This is a genomic window from Ectopseudomonas guguanensis (assembly GCF_900104265.1).
GTDB classification, from domain to species: Bacteria; Pseudomonadota; Gammaproteobacteria; order Pseudomonadales; family Pseudomonadaceae; genus Aquipseudomonas; species Aquipseudomonas guguanensis.
The window spans coordinates 92,175-108,444 of the sequence record NZ_FNJJ01000009.1 but is presented as its reverse complement, the minus strand read 5'-3'; the positions used below and the strand labels follow the sequence as shown (position 1 = coordinate 108,444).

18 protein-coding genes are annotated in these 16,270 nt (G+C 63.3%); all 18 read right to left on the bottom strand.

Annotated elements, in window-relative coordinates; genetic code table 11:
- Positions 1-57 precede the first annotated feature (57 nt).
- The 18 genes from BLS61_RS14530 to iscR all read right to left on the bottom strand — a co-directional run bounded on the left by BLS61_RS14530 (position 58) and on the right by iscR (position 16,181).
- Positions 58-1,206: a pyridoxal phosphate-dependent aminotransferase gene (locus BLS61_RS14530; protein ID WP_090431993.1), complete on the bottom strand. Its 1,149-nt coding sequence runs from the start codon at positions 1,204-1,206 to the stop codon at positions 58-60.
- Positions 1,207-1,284: 78 nt separating this feature from the next.
- Positions 1,285-2,760, bottom strand: coding sequence for a ribosome biogenesis GTPase Der (gene der, locus BLS61_RS14525; RefSeq protein WP_090431991.1), 1,476 nt, complete (start codon positions 2,758-2,760; stop codon positions 1,285-1,287).
- Between the two features lie 98 nt (positions 2,761-2,858).
- Positions 2,859-4,010, bottom strand: a complete 1,152-nt coding sequence (gene bamB / locus BLS61_RS14520) for an outer membrane protein assembly factor BamB (protein ID WP_090431989.1) — start codon at positions 4,008-4,010, stop codon at positions 2,859-2,861.
- Positions 4,003-4,641 carry a tetratricopeptide repeat protein gene (locus BLS61_RS14515; RefSeq protein WP_024309250.1) on the bottom strand — a complete coding sequence of 213 codons (639 nt, stop codon included), beginning with the start codon at positions 4,639-4,641 and terminating at the stop codon, positions 4,003-4,005. Before BLS61_RS14515 ends, bamB begins: the two co-directional genes overlap by 8 nt.
- A 32-nt stretch (positions 4,642-4,673) precedes the next feature.
- Entirely contained in the window at positions 4,674-5,960 is a 1,287-nt protein-coding gene (gene hisS / locus BLS61_RS14510) for a histidine--tRNA ligase (protein ID WP_090431987.1), read from the bottom strand.
- 23 nt (positions 5,961-5,983) lie between these two features.
- Complete coding sequence (gene ispG / locus BLS61_RS14505; RefSeq protein ID WP_090431984.1) at positions 5,984-7,096, bottom strand: flavodoxin-dependent (E)-4-hydroxy-3-methylbut-2-enyl-diphosphate synthase; 1,113 nt, start codon at positions 7,094-7,096, stop codon at positions 5,984-5,986.
- Positions 7,097-7,099: 3 nt separating this feature from the next.
- Positions 7,100-8,095, bottom strand: coding sequence for a RodZ domain-containing protein (locus BLS61_RS14500; RefSeq protein ID WP_090431982.1), 996 nt, complete (start codon positions 8,093-8,095; stop codon positions 7,100-7,102).
- The gene (gene pilW / locus BLS61_RS14495; protein ID WP_090431979.1) at positions 8,092-8,853 is read right to left on the bottom strand and encodes a type IV pilus biogenesis/stability protein PilW; all 762 of its coding nucleotides are present in this window, start codon (positions 8,851-8,853) and stop codon (positions 8,092-8,094) included. Before pilW ends, BLS61_RS14500 begins: the two co-directional genes overlap by 4 nt.
- 13 nt (positions 8,854-8,866) lie before the next feature.
- Entirely contained in the window at positions 8,867-10,015 is a 1,149-nt protein-coding gene (gene rlmN / locus BLS61_RS14490) for a dual-specificity RNA methyltransferase RlmN (protein WP_090431977.1), read from the bottom strand.
- A gap of 26 nt (positions 10,016-10,041) precedes the next feature.
- Positions 10,042-10,473: a nucleoside-diphosphate kinase gene (ndk, locus tag BLS61_RS14485; protein WP_003246225.1), complete on the bottom strand. Its 432-nt coding sequence runs from the start codon at positions 10,471-10,473 to the stop codon at positions 10,042-10,044.
- A 197-nt stretch (positions 10,474-10,670) separates the two neighbouring features.
- Complete coding sequence (gene iscX / locus BLS61_RS14480) at positions 10,671-10,868, bottom strand: Fe-S cluster assembly protein IscX (protein WP_090431976.1); 198 nt, start codon at positions 10,866-10,868, stop codon at positions 10,671-10,673.
- Positions 10,869-10,884: 16 nt separating this feature from the next.
- A complete protein-coding gene (fdx, locus tag BLS61_RS14475; protein WP_090431974.1) occupies positions 10,885-11,226 on the bottom strand; it encodes an ISC system 2Fe-2S type ferredoxin in 342 nt (113 codons plus the stop codon).
- A gap of 4 nt (positions 11,227-11,230) precedes the next feature.
- Entirely contained in the window at positions 11,231-13,096 is a 1,866-nt protein-coding gene (hscA, locus tag BLS61_RS14470; RefSeq protein WP_090431971.1) for a Fe-S protein assembly chaperone HscA, read from the bottom strand.
- A 45-nt stretch (positions 13,097-13,141) separates the two neighbouring features.
- Positions 13,142-13,663 carry a co-chaperone HscB gene (gene hscB, locus BLS61_RS14465; RefSeq protein ID WP_090431969.1) on the bottom strand — a complete coding sequence of 174 codons (522 nt, stop codon included), beginning with the start codon at positions 13,661-13,663 and terminating at the stop codon, positions 13,142-13,144.
- An 8-nt stretch (positions 13,664-13,671) separates the two neighbouring features.
- Positions 13,672-13,995 carry an iron-sulfur cluster assembly protein IscA gene (iscA, locus tag BLS61_RS14460; protein ID WP_003246232.1) on the bottom strand — a complete coding sequence of 108 codons (324 nt, stop codon included), beginning with the start codon at positions 13,993-13,995 and terminating at the stop codon, positions 13,672-13,674.
- Positions 13,996-14,008: 13 nt separating this feature from the next.
- Complete coding sequence (gene iscU, locus BLS61_RS14455; protein ID WP_003246233.1) at positions 14,009-14,395, bottom strand: Fe-S cluster assembly scaffold IscU; 387 nt, start codon at positions 14,393-14,395, stop codon at positions 14,009-14,011.
- 43 nt (positions 14,396-14,438) lie between these two features.
- Positions 14,439-15,653 carry an IscS subfamily cysteine desulfurase gene (locus tag BLS61_RS14450; protein ID WP_090431967.1) on the bottom strand — a complete coding sequence of 405 codons (1,215 nt, stop codon included), beginning with the start codon at positions 15,651-15,653 and terminating at the stop codon, positions 14,439-14,441.
- Between the two features lie 30 nt (positions 15,654-15,683).
- The gene (gene iscR / locus BLS61_RS14445) at positions 15,684-16,181 is read right to left on the bottom strand and encodes a Fe-S cluster assembly transcriptional regulator IscR (RefSeq protein WP_003246235.1); all 498 of its coding nucleotides are present in this window, start codon (positions 16,179-16,181) and stop codon (positions 15,684-15,686) included.
- Positions 16,182-16,270: the final 89 nt, after the last annotated feature.

Below are 16,270 nucleotides of genomic sequence, written 5' to 3'. Positions count from 1 at the left end.
CGTAGGGCGGGTGAAACCCGCCAATACCTCACAGGCGGGTTGCACCCCGCCGTACCATCACACCGCGCAGAGTTTCTCGGCTGCCTGGCGCAGGGTTTCCTCACGCTTGGCGAAGCAGAAGCGCACCAGGCGCATATCCTTGGGCGCGGATTGATAGAACACCGACACCGGTATCGCGGCCACGCCGTGCTCACGGGTCAGCCACTCGGCCATGGCCACGTCGTCCAGGTCCGGGCGGATCGCCGAATAGTCGGCCAGCTGGAAGTAGGTGCCCGGCGCGCGGGTGAAGGTGAAACGCGAACCGCCCAGCAGGTCGCAGAACAGATCGCGCTTGGCCTGGTAGAAAGCCGGCAACTCCTCGACATGCTCGGGACAGGCGGCCATGAACTCGGCCAGGCCGAACTGCAGCGGCGTCACTCCACAGAAATTGACGTACTGGTGAATCTTGCGCAATTCGGCGGTCAACGCGGACGGCGCCACCACATAGCCGGTTTTCCAGCCGGTAACGTGATAGGTCTTGCCGAAGGAGCTGACCACGAAGGCACGCCGATACAGCTCCTCGTGCGCCAGCACGCTGGCATGGCGGGCGCCGTCGTAGATCAGGTGCTCATAGACCTCGTCACTGATCACGTGGATATCGCGCCCACGAATCAGCTCGGCCAGCTTGTCCAGATCAGCGCGCGTCAACAGCGCGCCGCTGGGGTTGTGCGGCGAGTTGAGAAAGATCAGGCGGGTACGCGGGCTGATGGCATCACTCAGGCGCTGCCAGTCCACGGCGAAATCCGGCAATGCCAGCGGCACATGCACGCAGCGCCCGCCGGCCAGCTCCACCGACGGCTCGTAGCTGTCGTAGCAAGGGTCGAGCACGATGGCTTCATCACCCGGACGGATCAGCGCCTGCACCGCGCAAAAGATCGCCTCGGTAGCGCCGGGGGTGATGGTGATCTCACTGTCGGCATCCCGCTGCACGCCATAGCTGCGAGCGATCTTCGCCGCCACCTGCTGGCGCAGACTCGGCAGACCGGTCATCGGGCAGTACTGGTTGCGCCCTTCCATGACATGACGCGCCACGGCTTCGCGCAATGCCTGCGGCCCATCGAAGTCGGGAAAGCCCTGAGACAGATTGATCGCACCAGTCTCCAGAGCGAGCTGGGACATGCGAGTGAAGATGGTGGTGCCGACGTTGGGCAGCTTACTGACAATCATGGCTACAGGCTTCAGGCCCCGGGCTGCAGGAAGGTGCGCTCAGCTTATCGCCTGCAGCCTGGAGCTTGAAGCCTGCCGCTATCTTTTCTTGTCCTTGCGCTTCTTCTCGGCCTTCTTGTGGTGGCTCATCAGGCGGCGCTTCTTGTTCACCTGACGGTCGGTGAGCTTGTTCTTGTTGCCCTCGTAGGGGTTTTCGCCGCCCTTGTACTCGATGCGGATCGGCGTACCCACCAGTTTCAGCACGCGGCGGAAGGTGTTCTCCAGGTAACGGGTGTAGGCGCGCGGCACGGCGTCGACCTGGTTACCGTGGATCACGATCAGTGGCGGGTTGGCACCGCCCAGATGGGCATAGCGCAGCTTGATGCGGCGACCGTTGACCAGAGGCGGCGCGTGGTCACTGACGGCGTCTTCGAGAATCTGCGTCAGGCGGCTGGTGGGCCAGCGGGTGATGGCCGATTTGAAGGAGGCCTGTACCGACTTGTACAGATGACCGACGCCCGTGCCGTGCAGGGCGGAGATGAAGTGGATATCGGCGAAGTCGACGAAGAACAGCCGGCGCTCCAGCTCGGTCTTCACGTAGTCCTTCTGCCCCTGATCCATGCCATCCCACTTGTTCAGGGCGATGACCAGGGCGCGGCCGCTTTCCAGCACGAAGCCAAGCAGGTTGAGATCGTGGTCGACCACGCCCTCGCGGGCGTCCATGACGAACACCACGACGTTGGAATCCTGAATGGCCTGCAGCGTCTTGACCACGGAGAACTTCTCCACGGCCTCGAAGATCTTGCCACGACGGCGCACACCGGCGGTGTCGATCAGGGTGTACTTCTCGTCGTCACGCTCGAAGGGGATGTAGATGCTGTCACGGGTGGTGCCGGCCTGGTCATAGACGATGACCCGCTCTTCACCGAGCATGCGGTTGACCAGGGTGGACTTGCCGACGTTCGGCCGGCCGATGATGGCCAGCTTGATGCCGTCCTTCTCGCTGGGGCCGGGAATGCGCTTGGCTTCCTGGCCTTCCAGCACTTCCTCCTCTTCGGCGCCCTCTTCCGGCTCGTCGGCATCCTTGGGGAAGGCGCCGAGCACCACTTCGAGCATCTGGGTGATGCCACGACCATGGGCACCGGCTATCGCCAGCGGCTCGCCCAGGCCCATGGGGCTGAATTCGGCGCGGGCCAGGTCGACGTCGAGGTTGTCGACCTTGTTCACCACCAGGAAACTCTGCTTGTTACGACGGCGCAGGTGCTCGCCGATCATCTGGTCGGAGGCGGTCATGCCGGCACGTGCGTCCACCAGGAACAGCACGGCATCGGCCTCTTCGATGGCCTGCAGCGACTGCTCGGCCATCTTCGCGTCGATGCCTTCCTCGTCACCGGAAATACCGCCGGTGTCGATCACGATATAGGTACGCCCCTGCCACTTCGCCTCGCCATACTGGCGGTCGCGGGTCAGACCGGACAGGTCGCCGACGATGGCGTCGCGGCTGCGGGTCAGGCGGTTGAAGAGTGTGGACTTGCCGACGTTCGGCCGCCCCACCAGGGCAATTACGGGAACCATCAGGCTCTCCACTTGAGTTGATTCAGAAAATGCAAAGGCCGCTGCATGGGCAGCGGCCGGGATACTTCGTGCTGCCAGGTTAAGGCAGCATAGTCGGCTTACTTGATGGTCAGAGCTACCAGCTTGCCGCTATTGCCGTAAACGTACAGCCAGTCACCCACCACCAGCGGCTGGGCGCGCAGGCCGTCGCTGTCGATACGGGTACGGCCAACGAAGCGACCATCGACCTGGCTCAGCAGGTGCAGATAGCCCTCGAAGTCACCCACGGCGACATAGCTGGAGAACACCGCCGGGCCCGAGAGCTGACGGCGCGCCATCGAATCATTGGTCCACAGGGCCGAGGCGCTGCGCTCGTCGATACCTTCGACGGTACCGCTGGCATGGCTGACGTAAACGTTGCCGAAGCCCTGAGCGACGCCTACCGAGCTGGAGGCTTCGCGCTGCCACAGCACGCGGCCGGACTCAAGGTCCATGGCCGCGACACGGCCCTGGTAGCTCACCGCGTAGACGGTGCCGCCGGACAGCAGCAGACCGCCGTCGATATCTACCACGCGCTCCAGCTCGGAGCGACCTTGCGGAATGGCAACGCGCTGTTCCCAGACCGGCAGACCACGCTGGGCGTCGACTGCAATCACCTTGCCGCTGGACAGACCGGCGACCACCAGGCGGTTGGTCACCAGCGGCGCGCCGGTACCACGCAGGGTCAGCACGGCCGGGGTGTTCTCGACGATCCAGCGCTGGCTGCCGGTGCTGGCATCGAAGGCGATCAGGCGGTCGTCCTGGGTCTGCACCACGACGATATCGCCATTGGTGGCCGGCGCAGCCAGCACTTCGCTGGTCACACGCGAACGCCACTGCTCTTCGCCGTCGCTGGAGTCCAGCGCGATTACTTCGCCCTTGAGCGTACCCAGCAGTACCTGGCCGTAACCAACGCCGATGGCACCGGAAACCGGGATGTCGAGCTTCTTGCGCCAGATGACCTTGCCGCTGGTGCGGTCCATGGCCATGACCAGGCCTTCGACATCGGCGGCATAGATCACCTCGCCGTCGATGGCCGGTACCAGCATGTTGAAGGTTTCGCCCTGGCCATCGCCAACGAAGCGGCTCCATTCGGTGCGCAGCTCGACTTCGGCGTCGAACTTGGTCAGCTCGGCGGGCGGCAGTTCCTTCTTGCTATTGCTGCTGCAACCCACGGCCAGAACGGCCAGAGCCAGCAGTGCGGCATTCTTCCAACGCATCACGTCACGCATCCCCTTTTGCCAGGTCGTCCAGCTTCATCTGCAGACCGCCAACGGCGGCGTCTTCGGCCAGCGCATCCTTGGCCTTCTGATAGGCGGCGTGCGCGTCATCGCTGCGACCCAACTGTACCAGCAGGTCACCCTTGAGTTCTTCACGGCTGGCGAGGAAGGCATCCTCTACCTTGGCGTCGAGCAGCTTCAGCGCATCATCGGCCTTGTCCTGAGCAGCCAGGACACGCGCCAGACGCTGACGCGCCAGTTCGCCGAGCGTGGCATCGGCAGGCTTGTCGAGTACGCGCTGCAGAGCAGCGGCGGCATCATCGAGGCGATTGGCTTCGACTGCGACCTTGGCGACGAACAGGCTGCCATACTGCGCGTAGTGAGTACCGCCAAACTCGCTGTCGAGCTTGCCGGCCAGTTCGGCGACTTTCGCGGCATCGGGCTTGCCTGCTGGGTCCAGCGCGGTTTCCAGCAATTGCTGGTAAAGCACCGAGGCGCCTTGCGCCTGATTGTCCTGGTACTTCTGCCAGCCCTGCCAGCCGAATACAGCCACCAGCGCCAATACGCCGCCGGCCAGCAAAGGCTTGCCGTTGCGATCCCACCAGTCCTTGATTTGCGCGATCTGTTCGTCTTCGGTCTGCATGTCTAACCCCGTACTCCTAATCGAGAGCCTGCTCAGGCCTGCTGGCAGGCGGCCAGATGCTCAGCAAGAGCATCCCAGGCAACGCTTTGTTGTTCACTGTCGTCGCGCAGCGGCTTGCAACCTACCACGCGCCCTGCCAATTCGTCGTCCCCCAGAATCAGCGCATAGCGCGCGCCACTCTTGTCGGCCTTCTTGAACTGGCTCTTGAAGCTGCCGCCACCGCTATTGAGCAGCAGGCGCAGCCCCGGCAGCTCGTCGCGCAGACGCTCGGTCAGCGTCAGCGCCGCCAGCTCCGCCGCCTCGCCAAAGGCGCAGACGTATACGTCGGCGGCGCGATTGAGCTCGGCCGGTAGCAAGTCCAGGGTTTCCAGCAGCAGCACCAGGCGCTCGACGCCCATGGCGAAGCCGACACCCGGCGTGGCCTTGCCACCCAGTTGCGCCACCAGGCCGTCGTAGCGGCCACCGGCGCACACGGTGCCCTGAGCACCGAGCTTGTCGGTGACCCACTCGAACACGGTGCGGTTGTAGTAATCCAGACCGCGCACCAGCTTGTGGTTGATCTGGTAACGAATGCCGGCGGCATCCAGGCGCGCCTTGACGCCCTCGAAGTGCAGACGAGACTCCTCGTCGAGGTAGTCGCCAAGAGTCGGGGCACCGACCAGCACGGCCTGGGTCGCCTCGTTCTTGCTGTCGAGGATGCGCAGCGGGTTGGTGGTCAGTCGGCGCTGACTGTCTTCGTCAAGCTGGTCGAAGCGCTCCTGCAGGTAGGCCACCAGAGCGTCGCGATAGGCAGCGCGCGCCTCGCTGGAGCCCAGGCTGTTGAGCTGCAGGGTCACGGCATCGGCCAGGCCGAGCTGCTTCCACAGACGCCAGGTGAGCACGATCAGTTCGGCATCGACGTCCGGCCCCGGCAGGTTGAAGGCTTCCACGCCGACCTGGTGGAACTGGCGATAGCGGCCCTTCTGCGGCTTCTCGTAGCGAAACATGGGGCCGGCGTACCACAGCTTCTGCACCTGGCCGCCGCCGGCCAGGCCATGCTCGAGCACGGCACGCACGCAACCGGCGGTGCCTTCGGGGCGCAGGGTCAGGGATTCTTCATTGCGGTCGAGGAAGGTGTACATCTCCTTGTCGACCACGTCGGTACCTTCGCCGATACCGCGAGCGAACAGCTCGGTGTACTCGACGATGGGCAGGCGGATCTCCTTGTAGCCATAGCCATCGAGCAGGCTGACCAGGGTGCTTTCCAGGTAGCGCCAGGCAGGCGTCTGCTCCGGCAGGATATCGTTCATGCCACGAATGGCTTGCAGGGACTTGCTCACTAAGAATCCTTAAAGCGCAGCGATCAGCTGCGCACGATCACGGCAGCATCGGCGGCGGCCTTTTCGGCCGCCTTGTCGCGGATGAGCTTTTCCAGCTCGTCCACCAGATTTTCGTTGGTCAGCTTCGACGCCGGTTTGCCGTCGATGTAGACCAGGTTGTTCGGGCTACCACCGGTGAGGCCGATATGCGCCTCCTTGGCTTCGCCGGGGCCGTTGACCACGCAGCCGATCACGGCCACGTCCAGCGGCACCAGCAGGTCCTCGACGCGGGCTTCCAGCTCGTTCATGGTCTTGACCACATCGAAGTTCTGCCGCGAGCAGCTCGGGCAGGCGATGAAGTTGATGCCACGCGAACGCAGACGCAAAGACTTGAGAATGTCGAAGCCAACCTTGATCTCTTCCACCGGGTCGGCAGCCAGCGAGATGCGGATGGTATCGCCAATCCCCTCGGCCAGCAGCATGCCCAGGCCGACTGCGGACTTCACGGTACCGGAGCGCAGGCCGCCGGCTTCAGTAATGCCCAGGTGCAGCGGTTGCTCGATCTGCTTGGCCAGCAGGCGATAGGCCTCGACGGCCATGAACACGTCGGAGGCCTTCACGCTGACCTTGAAGTCGGGAAAGTTCAGGCGATCGAGATGCTCGACATGGCGCAAGGCGGACTCCACCAGCGCCTCGGGCGTAGGCTCGCCGTACTTCTTCTGCAGGTCCTTTTCCAGGGAACCGGCGTTGACCCCGATGCGGATCGGGATGCCCTTGTCGCGCGCGGCCTCGACCACCGCCTTGACGCGATCCTCGCGGCCGATGTTGCCCGGGTTGATGCGCAGGCAATCGACGCCCAGCTCGGCCACGCGCAGGGCGATCTGGTAGTCGAAGTGAATGTCGGCCACCAGCGGTACGCGCACCTGCTGCTTGATACGACCGAAGGCCTCGGCGGCGTCCATGTCCGGTACGGAAACGCGCACGATATCGGCGCCGGCATCTTCCAGGCGACGGATCTGCGCCACGGTGGCGGCGACATCGTTGGTGTCGGTGTTGGTCATGCTCTGTACGGCAATCGGCGCATCGCCGCCTACCGGTACCGAGCCAACCCAGATCTTGCGCGACAGGCGGCGCTTGATCGGCGATTCGCAATGCATGCTTTACAACCCCAGTTTCAGGCGCGCGGTTTCACCGCTCGTATACGGTGCGACATCCACGCTTTCGCCGTTGTAGGTCACCTGAGCGCCACGGGCAAAGCCCAGGCGCAGCTCCATCGGTGCCTTGCCGGTCAGTTCGATGCGCTCGCCGCTACGCTTGAGCGCGCTGAGCAGAACCTTGCCATCGGCATCGGTCACCTGGGTCCAGCAATCGGCGGTGAACTGGACATTGAGCGCCCCGTGGCCGGCTGGAAGCGCTACGGGAGCGGCGGGCGCGACGGCGGGCGCGGCAGTTGCGGCATTCGCTGGCTGACTCGGTGCAGGGGCGGCCGGAGTACCTGCTGCGCCATCGGCTACGCTGCCTTCGGCCACGCCGGGCTCGGCAGCCGGTTGCTCCGCTGCACCGGGTTCTTCCGGGGCCTCGCCCGGCTCGATCGGCAACAACAGCGGGCTGCTCTGCTCGCCGCCCTGTGCCGCCACCACGGCCTGGTCTTCCGGCTCGGCCAGCGAGTGCACCTGGGTGGTACCGTCGGCGCCTTCGACTTCCACATGTTCGAGCCCCAGGTCAGCCAGGCTGGCTACCGGACGGCCCTGATCCTGCCACCAGAGGAAACCTGCGCCAATCAGTGCCAGCAGCATCAGGAAGCTGACCAGACGCAGGATGCTCTGCGAATAGCGCACGGGTTCTTCGATCCGGCCCAGGGCATGCACGTTGCTACCGGTGGCGTCCGTGCCGGTGAACTGGTCGAACTCCAGTACCAGGCGGTTCTGGTCCAGTTCGAGCAGCTTGGCATAGGCACGAATATAGCCACGGGCAAAGGTGGTACCCGGCAGTTTGTCGAAGGCGCCGGCTTCGATCTGGGCAAGGCGCTGCGGGGTCAGATTGAGTTGAGCCGCCACTTCGGCGACGCTCCACCCCTTGTTCTCGCGGGCCTGACGCAGGGTTTCACCCGGATTGTTCGGCATGGGCTGAGTCACTTCGCTATGTGCCGCGTTCATTGTTGCCCCGAAACATATTGCTGATATTCCTGAGAAGCCGGATACAGGCGTCGCAACTGCAAGCCCAGGCTGGCAGCCCGATCTCGATCCTCGAACACTTCGGCCAGGCGCGCACCGAGCAACAGGCTACGGGCATTCTGCGGCGCCATTTCGCTGTAGCTGTCGTAGTAACGACGTGCCGGCACATATTCCTTGTCCTCGTAGGACAGCACGGCCATTTCCAGCAAGGCGCGCGGCTGACGACTGCTCAGACGCAAGGCACGCTGGAAGTACTCCTTGGCCTGCTCACGCTGCCCCAGCTGCAGCGAGGTCAGCCCCAGGTTCTCGAAAACCCGCGAGCGTTCGGGATAGAGGTTGTCCTCAGCGGCCTTGAGATAGGTGCTCATGGCGTCCTGATAGCGCTTCTGCTCGAACAGGAAACCGCCGTAGTTGTTCAGCAGGCGGGCATCCTTCGGTCGCTGCGACAGCGCCTTGCGAAAATGCTCGTCGGCCAGCTTCGGCTCCATCTCCAGCTGGAAGGCCATGGCCAGAGCGGCGTGCGCGTCGGCATTGGAGGGGTCCAGATCGAGTGCGTTCTTCAGCGGCACCTTGGCGCGCTGGGTATCGCCCTGCTGGATATAGGCGATGCCGAGCTGCACATAGGCATCGCGCGCCTCGTCACGCCCTTTCGCCGTACGCATGGGGTCGACATCGCCAGTGACCACACAACCACCGAGCAGACTGACAACGAGCAACAACAGCGCAGGGCGCAAGGTCATAGGCATCCTCTCTTCAATTTCGATTGGCGACGGCGCGAGGCTCCTGCGCCTCGCTGCCCAGCTGGCGCACGGCGATGTAGCGCTCGCTGCGTCGGGTACGGTCCATGACCTGGCCAACCAGCTGGCCACAGGCCGCATCGATATCGTCACCGCGCGTAGTACGTACGGTGACGTTATGCCCGGCCTTGTGCAACAGGTCCTGGAAGCGGCGGATGGCGTTATTGCTCGGCCGCTCGTACCCCGAGAAGGGGAAGGGATTAAACGGAATCAGGTTGATCTTGCAAGGCACATCGGCCAGAAGTGCGATCATCTGCTCAGCGTGCTCGGGCTGATCGTTGACACCCTTGAGCAGGGTGTACTCGATGGTCAGCACACGCTTCTCGCCCAGCTTGGTGACGTAGCGCTTGCAGGCCGCCAGCAGCATGTCCAGCGGGTACTTCTTGTTGATCGGCACCAGCTGGTTGCGCAACTCGTCGTTGGGCGCGTGCAGCGACAGGGCCAGGGACACGTCGATGACTTCCGCCAGCTTGTCGATCATCGGCACCACGCCGGAGGTGGACAGGGTCACCTTGCGCTTGGAAATGCCGTAACCGAGGTCGTCCATCATGATCTGCATGGCGGAAACGACGTTGTCGAAGTTCAGCAGCGGCTCGCCCATGCCCATCATCACCACGTTGGTGATGGCGCGATCGATCTTCGCCGGCACGGTACCGAAGGATTTGTTGGCGATCCACACCTGGCCGATGATCTCGGCGCTGGTCAGGTCGCTGTTGAAGCCCTGCTTGCCGGTGGAGCAGAAGCTGCAATCCAGGGCGCAACCGGCCTGCGACGACACGCACAGGGTGCCGCGGCCGTTCTGCGGGATATACACGGTTTCCACGCAGCTACCCGACGCCACACGCACCACCCACTTGCGCGTGCCATCGGCGGAAATATTCTCGCTGACCACTTCCGGGCCGCGAATCTCGGCAGAGGCCTCGAGCTTCTCGCGCAAGGCCTTGCCGACATTGGTCATGGCGGCGAAATCGTCGACGCCAAAGTGGTGAATCCACTTCATCACCTGGCCGGCACGGAAGCGCTTCTCGCCAATGGACTCGAAGAACTGTTCCATTTCCGGCTGGGTCAGGCCCAGCAGGTTGATCTTGCCGGTGGTATTGGTCATGGCTTCACCCTCGCTTCATTCGCCAATCAGCGAATGCGCGCGCACAGCTCGGTAGCGGAGAAGAAGTAGGCGATCTCGCGCGCAGCGGAAGCTTCGGAGTCCGAACCGTGAACGGCGTTCTCGTCGATGGAGACGGCGAAATCGGCGCGGATGGTGCCCGGAGCAGCTTCTTTCGGGTTGGTAGCGCCCATCAGCTCGCGGTTCTTCAGAACGGCGTCTTCACCTTCCAGAACCTGGACGATGACCGGACCGGAAGTCATGAAGGCGACCAGATCCTTGAAGAAGCCGCGCTCGCTGTGCTCAGCGTAGAAACCGGCAGCTTCGCGCTCGGACAGTTGCACCATCTTCGAAGCGACGACGCGCAGACCGGCCTTTTCGAAACGGGTGGTGATCTCACCGATGACGTTCTTGGCAACGGCGTCAGGCTTGATGATGGAGAAAGTACGTTGAACAGCCATGTGAAGCTCCAGAAAACTTTAGGGTTAAAGCGAAAAATTAAACCCGCGAATTATACGCGGGTTCTGAGAGAGCAGCCACAGGCGGCAGGCCACAAGCTGCAAGTAAAAGCTACAGGGCAGCTATAAGCTGCGAGCTTCAAGCGCCAAGCAAGAACATCATGACTTTCCCCTTGTGGCTTGAAGCGCATAGCGCAACGCTAGACCTCCTCGATCCAGGCGGCCTGTATCGCCTCAAGCACCTTCTCCCCGCCGCGCTGCGGGTCGTCGGAGAATTCCGGCAACTCGACGACCCAGCGATGCAGATCGACGAAGTTCACGTAGCGCGGATCGACATCCGGCTTGCGCTCGCTCAGCTCGATGGCGATATCCAGTACATCGACCCATTTCAGACTCATGATGACGCTTCCTGGATTAGTGCGGCGCTTCGGCCGCGTGGTTCAGCGAATACTTGGGAATCTCGACGGTGAGGTCTTCCTCGCCGACGATGGCCTGACAGGCCAGGCGCGACTGAGCCTCGAGCCCCCAGGCCTTGTCCAGATAATCCTCTTCCAGCTCGTCCGCCTCGTTCAGCGAATCGAAGCCTTCACGCACGATACAATGGCAGGTGGTGCAGGCGCACACGCCACCGCAGGCGCTTTCCATCTCGATATGGTGCTGGTGCGCCAGCTCGAGGATGGAAATGCCGGGCTCGGTCTCGACCACCAGACCATCCGGACAGAAGCGCTCGTGAGGCAGAAAAATTACCTGCGGCATCAAATTATTCCTCGATCTCGTTGAGATTGCGCCCGGCCAGCGCGGCCTTGACCGTCGAATCCAGACGACGGGCGGCGAAGGCATCGGTGACTTGCGACAGGCGCTTGGTCTGCCGCTCGATGGCCAGGCCATCGCTACCGGCAAGCAGATCGCGCAGTTCCTGAACCTGCAGCTCGATGACCTCTCGCTCCTCGGCATCGAGCAGGCGCTCGCCATCGGCCTGCAACGCACCTTCGACCGCCTCGATCAGACGCTGGGCGTCGACCTGCTGCTCGCGCAGTGCACGGGCAGCCTTGTCGTCGCCGGCATTCTGGAAGGAGTCCTGCAGCATCCGCGCGATCTCGCCATCGGTCAGGCCATAGGACGGCTTGACCTGAATGCTCGCCTCGACCCCGGAACCCAGCTCACGCGCGGCGACGCTGAGCAGACCATCGGCGTCGACCTGGAAGGTCACGCGAATCTTCGCTGCACCGGCGACCATGGGCGGAATACCGCGCAACTCGAAACGCGCCAGGGAACGGCAGTCGGCGATCAGCTCGCGCTCGCCCTGCAGCACGTGGATCATCATGGCCGTCTGGCCATCCTTGTAGGTGGTGAACTCCTGCGCACGCGCCACCGGGATGGTGGTGTTGCGCGGGATCACCTTCTCCATCAGCCCGCCCATGGTTTCCAGGCCGAGCGACAGCGGAATCACGTCCAGCAGCAGCAGTTCCTCGCCATCGCCCCGCTGGTTGCCAGCCAGGGCGTCGGCCTGGATCGCCGCACCGATGGCCACCACCTGATCCGGGTCGATATTGGTCAGCGGCGCGCGACCGAACAGCTCGCCCACCGCCTCGCGCACACGCGGCACACGGGTCGAACCACCGACCATGACCACAGCACTGACCTCTTCCAGCTCGACGCCCGAATCGCGCAGCGCACGCCGGCAAGCCTTGAGGCTGCGTGCCACCATCGGCTCGATCAGCGCTTCGAACTGCTCACGCGACAGCGCACCCTGCCAGTCGCCATGGCTCAGCTCGACGCTGGTGGCATTGGTCAGCGCTTCCTTCGCCGCGCAGGCAGTCTGCAACAGGCTGCGCTGGGTCGCCGGATCGAGATCGCTGGAGATGCCGGCCTGCTGGATGATCCAGTCAGCCACGGCATGATCGAAATCGTCGCCACCCAGGGCGCTGTCGCCACCAGTGGCCAGCACTTCGAATACGCCACCGGTCAGGCGCAGGATGGAAATGTCGAAGGTACCGCCACCCAGGTCGTAGATCGCGACCACGCCTTCGGCCTTCTGATCCAGGCCATAGGCGACCGCCGCAGCGGTGGGTTCGTTGAGCAGGCGCAGAACGGTCAGGCCGGCCAGACGCGCGGCATCCTTGGTGGCCTGACGCTGAGCATCATCGAAATAGGCCGGCACGGTGATCACCGCCCCCACCAGTTCGCCGCCCAGGGCCTGCTCGGCGCGCAAACGCAGCGTCTTGAGAATTTCCGCCGAAACCTCGACCGGGCTCTTCGCCCCCTGCACCGTCTCGATGAAGGGCATATGCGACTCGCCCGCAGTGAAACGGTAGGGCAATTGCTCGCCGAGCTGATGCACGTCGGCGATGCCGCGCCCCATCAGCCGCTTGATCGACAACAGGGTATTGAGCGGATCGCGGGCAGCCGCCAGCCTGGCCGATTCGCCGACCTCGATGCGATCTTCGTGGTAGCGCACGGCAGACGGCAGGATGACCTTGCCATCAGCGTCAGCCAGGGGTTCGGCCAGGCCGCTGCGCACGGCAGCGACCAGCGAGTTGGTGGTGCCCAGGTCGATACCCACCGCCAACCGACGCTGGTGCGGTTGCGGGCTCTGTCCTGGCTCGGCGATCTGCAGTAAGGCCATGGTCTTCTTGAAGTCATCAGGCAGGCTGCCGAGGCAACCTACAGGTTAATCGTCGAGGCGCTCTTCCAACTGGCGCACTTCATGGGAGAGCTTGTCGAGGAACTGCATGCGACGCATCAGGCGCTCAGCCTCTTCACGGCGAGCATCATCGTCCCAGCAAGCGGCGAAGCTCTCGTTGAGCTGCTCCTGCGCGGCTTTCAGGCGACGCTTGAAGGCCGCGACACCCTCGAGGTCGGCATCGTCCTGCAGCTCTTCCAGCTCCTCGCGCAGCTGCATCTGCTGCAGGAGGAAATCCGGATCCTGCACCGTCACCTCAAGCGGCAACTCGGGGCCACGCATGGCCAGCAGATAGCGAGCGCGCTGCGACGGCGTCTTCAGGATCTGATAAGCCTCGTTGAGGCAAGCCGAGCGCTCCAGCGCCAGGCGCTGCTCACGCTCGCCGGCATCAGCAAAACGGTCAGGGTGAACCTGGCGCGCCAGCTCACGGTAGCGCACAGCCAGCTGCTCCAGATCGAGGCGAAAGCTCGGCTGCAGGTCGAACAAGGCGAAATGGCAGGGATTACCCATTCAGGGCCTCAAACGTTGAAGCTTTCGCCGCAACCGCATTCGCCGCGCACGTTGGGATTGTTGAACTTGAAGCCCTCGTTGAGGCCTTCCTTGACGAAGTCCAGCTCGGTGCCGTCGAGGTAGACCAGGCTCTTGGGATCGATGATCACCTTGACGCCGTGGCTCTCGAACACCTGATCCTCGGCTGCCAGCTCATCGACGAACTCGAGCACGTAGGCCAGGCCGGAACAACCGGTAGTGCGCACACCGAGGCGAATGCCCTCGCCCTTGCCGCGCCCTTCGAGGGAGCGCTGCACGTGGCGGGCAGCTGCTTCAGACATGGTGATGGCCATTGCAAACCTCGTATCAGAGCAAGCCTTTCTTCTGCTTGTAGTCGCGCACGGCCGCCTTGATGGCGTCCTCGGCGAGCACGGAGCAGTGGATCTTCACCGGCGGCAGCGCCAGTTCTTCGGCGAGCTGGGTGTTCTTGATGCTCTCGGCCTCGTCCAGGGTCTTGCCCTTCATCCACTCGGTGGCGAGGGAGCTGGAGGCGATGGCCGAACCGCAGCCGTAGGTCTTGAACTTGGCGTCTTCGATCACGCCGCTTTCGTTGACCTTGATCTGCAGGCGCATCACGTCGCCGCAGGCCGGCGCGCCGACCATGCCGGTGCCGACATCCGGATCTTCGGCGTTCAGCTTGCCGACGTTGCGCGGATTTTCGTAGTGGTCGATGACCTTGTCACTGTAAGCCATGCTGTACTTCCTCTCTCATCAGGTGCCGCTCTTCAGGCAGCTATCAGTGTGCTGCCCATTCCACGGAGGAAAGGTCGACACCTTCTTTGAACATATCCCACAGGGGCGACAGTTCACGCAGCTTGTCCACGGCCTCGCGGACCTTGGCAGCGGCGTAGTCGACCTCTTCTTCGGTGGTGAAACGACCGAAGGTGAAGCGAATCGAGCTATGCGCCAGTTCGTCGTTGCGGCCCAGCGCACGCAGTACGTAGGACGGCTCCAGGGAAGCCGAGGTACAGGCCGAACCGGACGATACGGCGAGGTCCTTGAGCGCCATGATCAGCGACTCGCCCTCGACGTAGTTGAAACTCAGGTTGAGGTTGTGCGGCACGCGGGCAGTCAGGCTGCCGTTGACGTACAGCTCTTCCATGCCTTCGAGCTGGCGGTAGAAGCGGTCGCGCAGTGCGCTGATACGCTGGTTTTCCGCAGCCATTTCTTCCTTGGCGATACGGAAGGCCTCGCCCATGCCCACGCACTGGTGGGTGGCCAGGGTGCCCGAGCGCATGCCGCGCTCGTGACCACCACCGTGGGTCTGCGCTTCCAGGCGCACGCGCGGCTTACGGCGCACGTACAGGGCGCCCACGCCCTTCGGGCCGTAGGTCTTGTGCGCGGAGAAGGACATCAGGTCGACCTTCATCTTTTCCAGGTCGATCTCCACCTTGCCGGTGGACTGCGCCGCATCGACATGCAGCAGCACGCCACGCGAGCGGGTCAGCTCACCGATGGCAGCGATGTCGTTGATGGTGCCGATCTCGTTGTTGACGTGCATGACCGACACCAGCACGGTGTCGTCACGCAGCGCGGCTTCGACCATGGCCGGCGTGATCAGGCCATCTTCGCCCGGCTCCAGATAGGTGACCTCGAAACCTTCACGCTCGAGCTGGCGGGTGGTGTCCAGCACCGCCTTGTGCTCGATCTTCGAGGTAATGATGTGCTTGCCCTTGCTGGCGTAGAAATGCGCCACGCCCTTGATGGCCAGGTTGTTGGACTCGGTGGCGCCGCTGGTCCAGACGATCTCGCGCGGGTCGGCATTAACCAGCTCGGCGACCTGACGACGAGCGTTTTCCACCGCCTCCTCGGCCTTCCAGCCGAATACGTGCGAGCGCGAAGCCGGGTTGCCGAAGTTACCGTCGACCAGCAGGCATTCGCTCATCTTCTGCGCGACACGCGGGTCGACCGGCGTGGTGGCGGAATAATCGAGGTAAATGGGCAATTTCATTGGGTTTCTCCTATCAGGCAAACGCCCTGCTCACTCGATGGCAGACGCTTCAATCTTATCCAAATGCGGCATGGTGCCTCTGCCGGAGCAGCGACGCTGATCCTGGCGCAACGCGACCTCCTGAACCTCGCGGCGCGCGACCAGATCGGCCAGGCTGATGCCGCTGAGGAATTCATGAATCTGCTGACTGAGATCGCACCACAGGTGATGGGTCAGGCAGGTGTCGCCGGAGTGGCAATCGCCCTGGCCCTGGCAACGCGTGGCATCGACGGATTCGTTGACCGCATCGATCACCTGAGCCACCTGGATGCCGCGCATGTCACGCGACAGCTGGTAGCCGCCACCCGGCCCACGCACACTGGAAACCAGGTTGCCACGGCGCAGCTTGGCGAACAGTTGCTCGAGATAGGACAGGGAGATGCCCTGCCGCTCGGAAATATCGGCCAGGGAAACGGGGCCGTGCTGCGCGTGCAGCGCCAGATCGAGCATGGCGGTAACGGCGTAACGGCCTTTGGTGGTCAGTCGCATGGCTCTACCACGAATCACTGAATTGCGGCGAAGTATGCGATTCCCGAGTATTTAAGTCAACTATAAGACCTATTGATTTACTCAGGATT

Coding starts and splice junctions, on each gene's coding strand:
- BLS61_RS14530 (WP_090431993.1), bottom strand. CDS start 1,206: ATGATTGTCAGTAAGCTGCCCAACGTCGGCACCACCATCTTCACTCGC.
- der (WP_090431991.1), bottom strand. CDS start 2,760: ATGGTTCCCGTAATTGCCCTGGTGGGGCGGCCGAACGTCGGCAAGTCC.
- bamB (WP_090431989.1), bottom strand. CDS start 4,010: ATGCGTGACGTGATGCGTTGGAAGAATGCCGCACTGCTGGCTCTGGCC.
- BLS61_RS14515 (WP_024309250.1), bottom strand. CDS start 4,641: ATGCAGACCGAAGACGAACAGATCGCGCAAATCAAGGACTGGTGGGAT.
- ispG (WP_090431984.1), bottom strand. CDS start 7,096: ATGCATTGCGAATCGCCGATCAAGCGCCGCCTGTCGCGCAAGATCTGG.
- BLS61_RS14500 (WP_090431982.1), bottom strand. CDS start 8,095: ATGAACGCGGCACATAGCGAAGTGACTCAGCCCATGCCGAACAATCCG.
- pilW (WP_090431979.1), bottom strand. CDS start 8,853: ATGACCTTGCGCCCTGCGCTGTTGTTGCTCGTTGTCAGTCTGCTCGGT.
- rlmN (WP_090431977.1), bottom strand. CDS start 10,015: ATGACCAATACCACCGGCAAGATCAACCTGCTGGGCCTGACCCAGCCG.
- ndk (WP_003246225.1), bottom strand. CDS start 10,473: ATGGCTGTTCAACGTACTTTCTCCATCATCAAGCCTGACGCCGTTGCC.
- iscX (WP_090431976.1), bottom strand. CDS start 10,868: ATGAGTCTGAAATGGGTCGATGTACTGGATATCGCCATCGAGCTGAGC.
- fdx (WP_090431974.1), bottom strand. CDS start 11,226: ATGCCGCAGGTAATTTTTCTGCCTCACGAGCGCTTCTGTCCGGATGGT.
- hscA (WP_090431971.1), bottom strand. CDS start 13,096: ATGGCCTTACTGCAGATCGCCGAGCCAGGACAGAGCCCGCAACCGCAC.
- hscB (WP_090431969.1), bottom strand. CDS start 13,663: ATGGGTAATCCCTGCCATTTCGCCTTGTTCGACCTGCAGCCGAGCTTT.
- iscA (WP_003246232.1), bottom strand. CDS start 13,995: ATGGCCATCACCATGTCTGAAGCAGCTGCCCGCCACGTGCAGCGCTCC.
- iscU (WP_003246233.1), bottom strand. CDS start 14,395: ATGGCTTACAGTGACAAGGTCATCGACCACTACGAAAATCCGCGCAAC.
- BLS61_RS14450 (WP_090431967.1), bottom strand. CDS start 15,653: ATGAAATTGCCCATTTACCTCGATTATTCCGCCACCACGCCGGTCGAC.
- iscR (WP_003246235.1), bottom strand. CDS start 16,181: ATGCGACTGACCACCAAAGGCCGTTACGCCGTTACCGCCATGCTCGAT.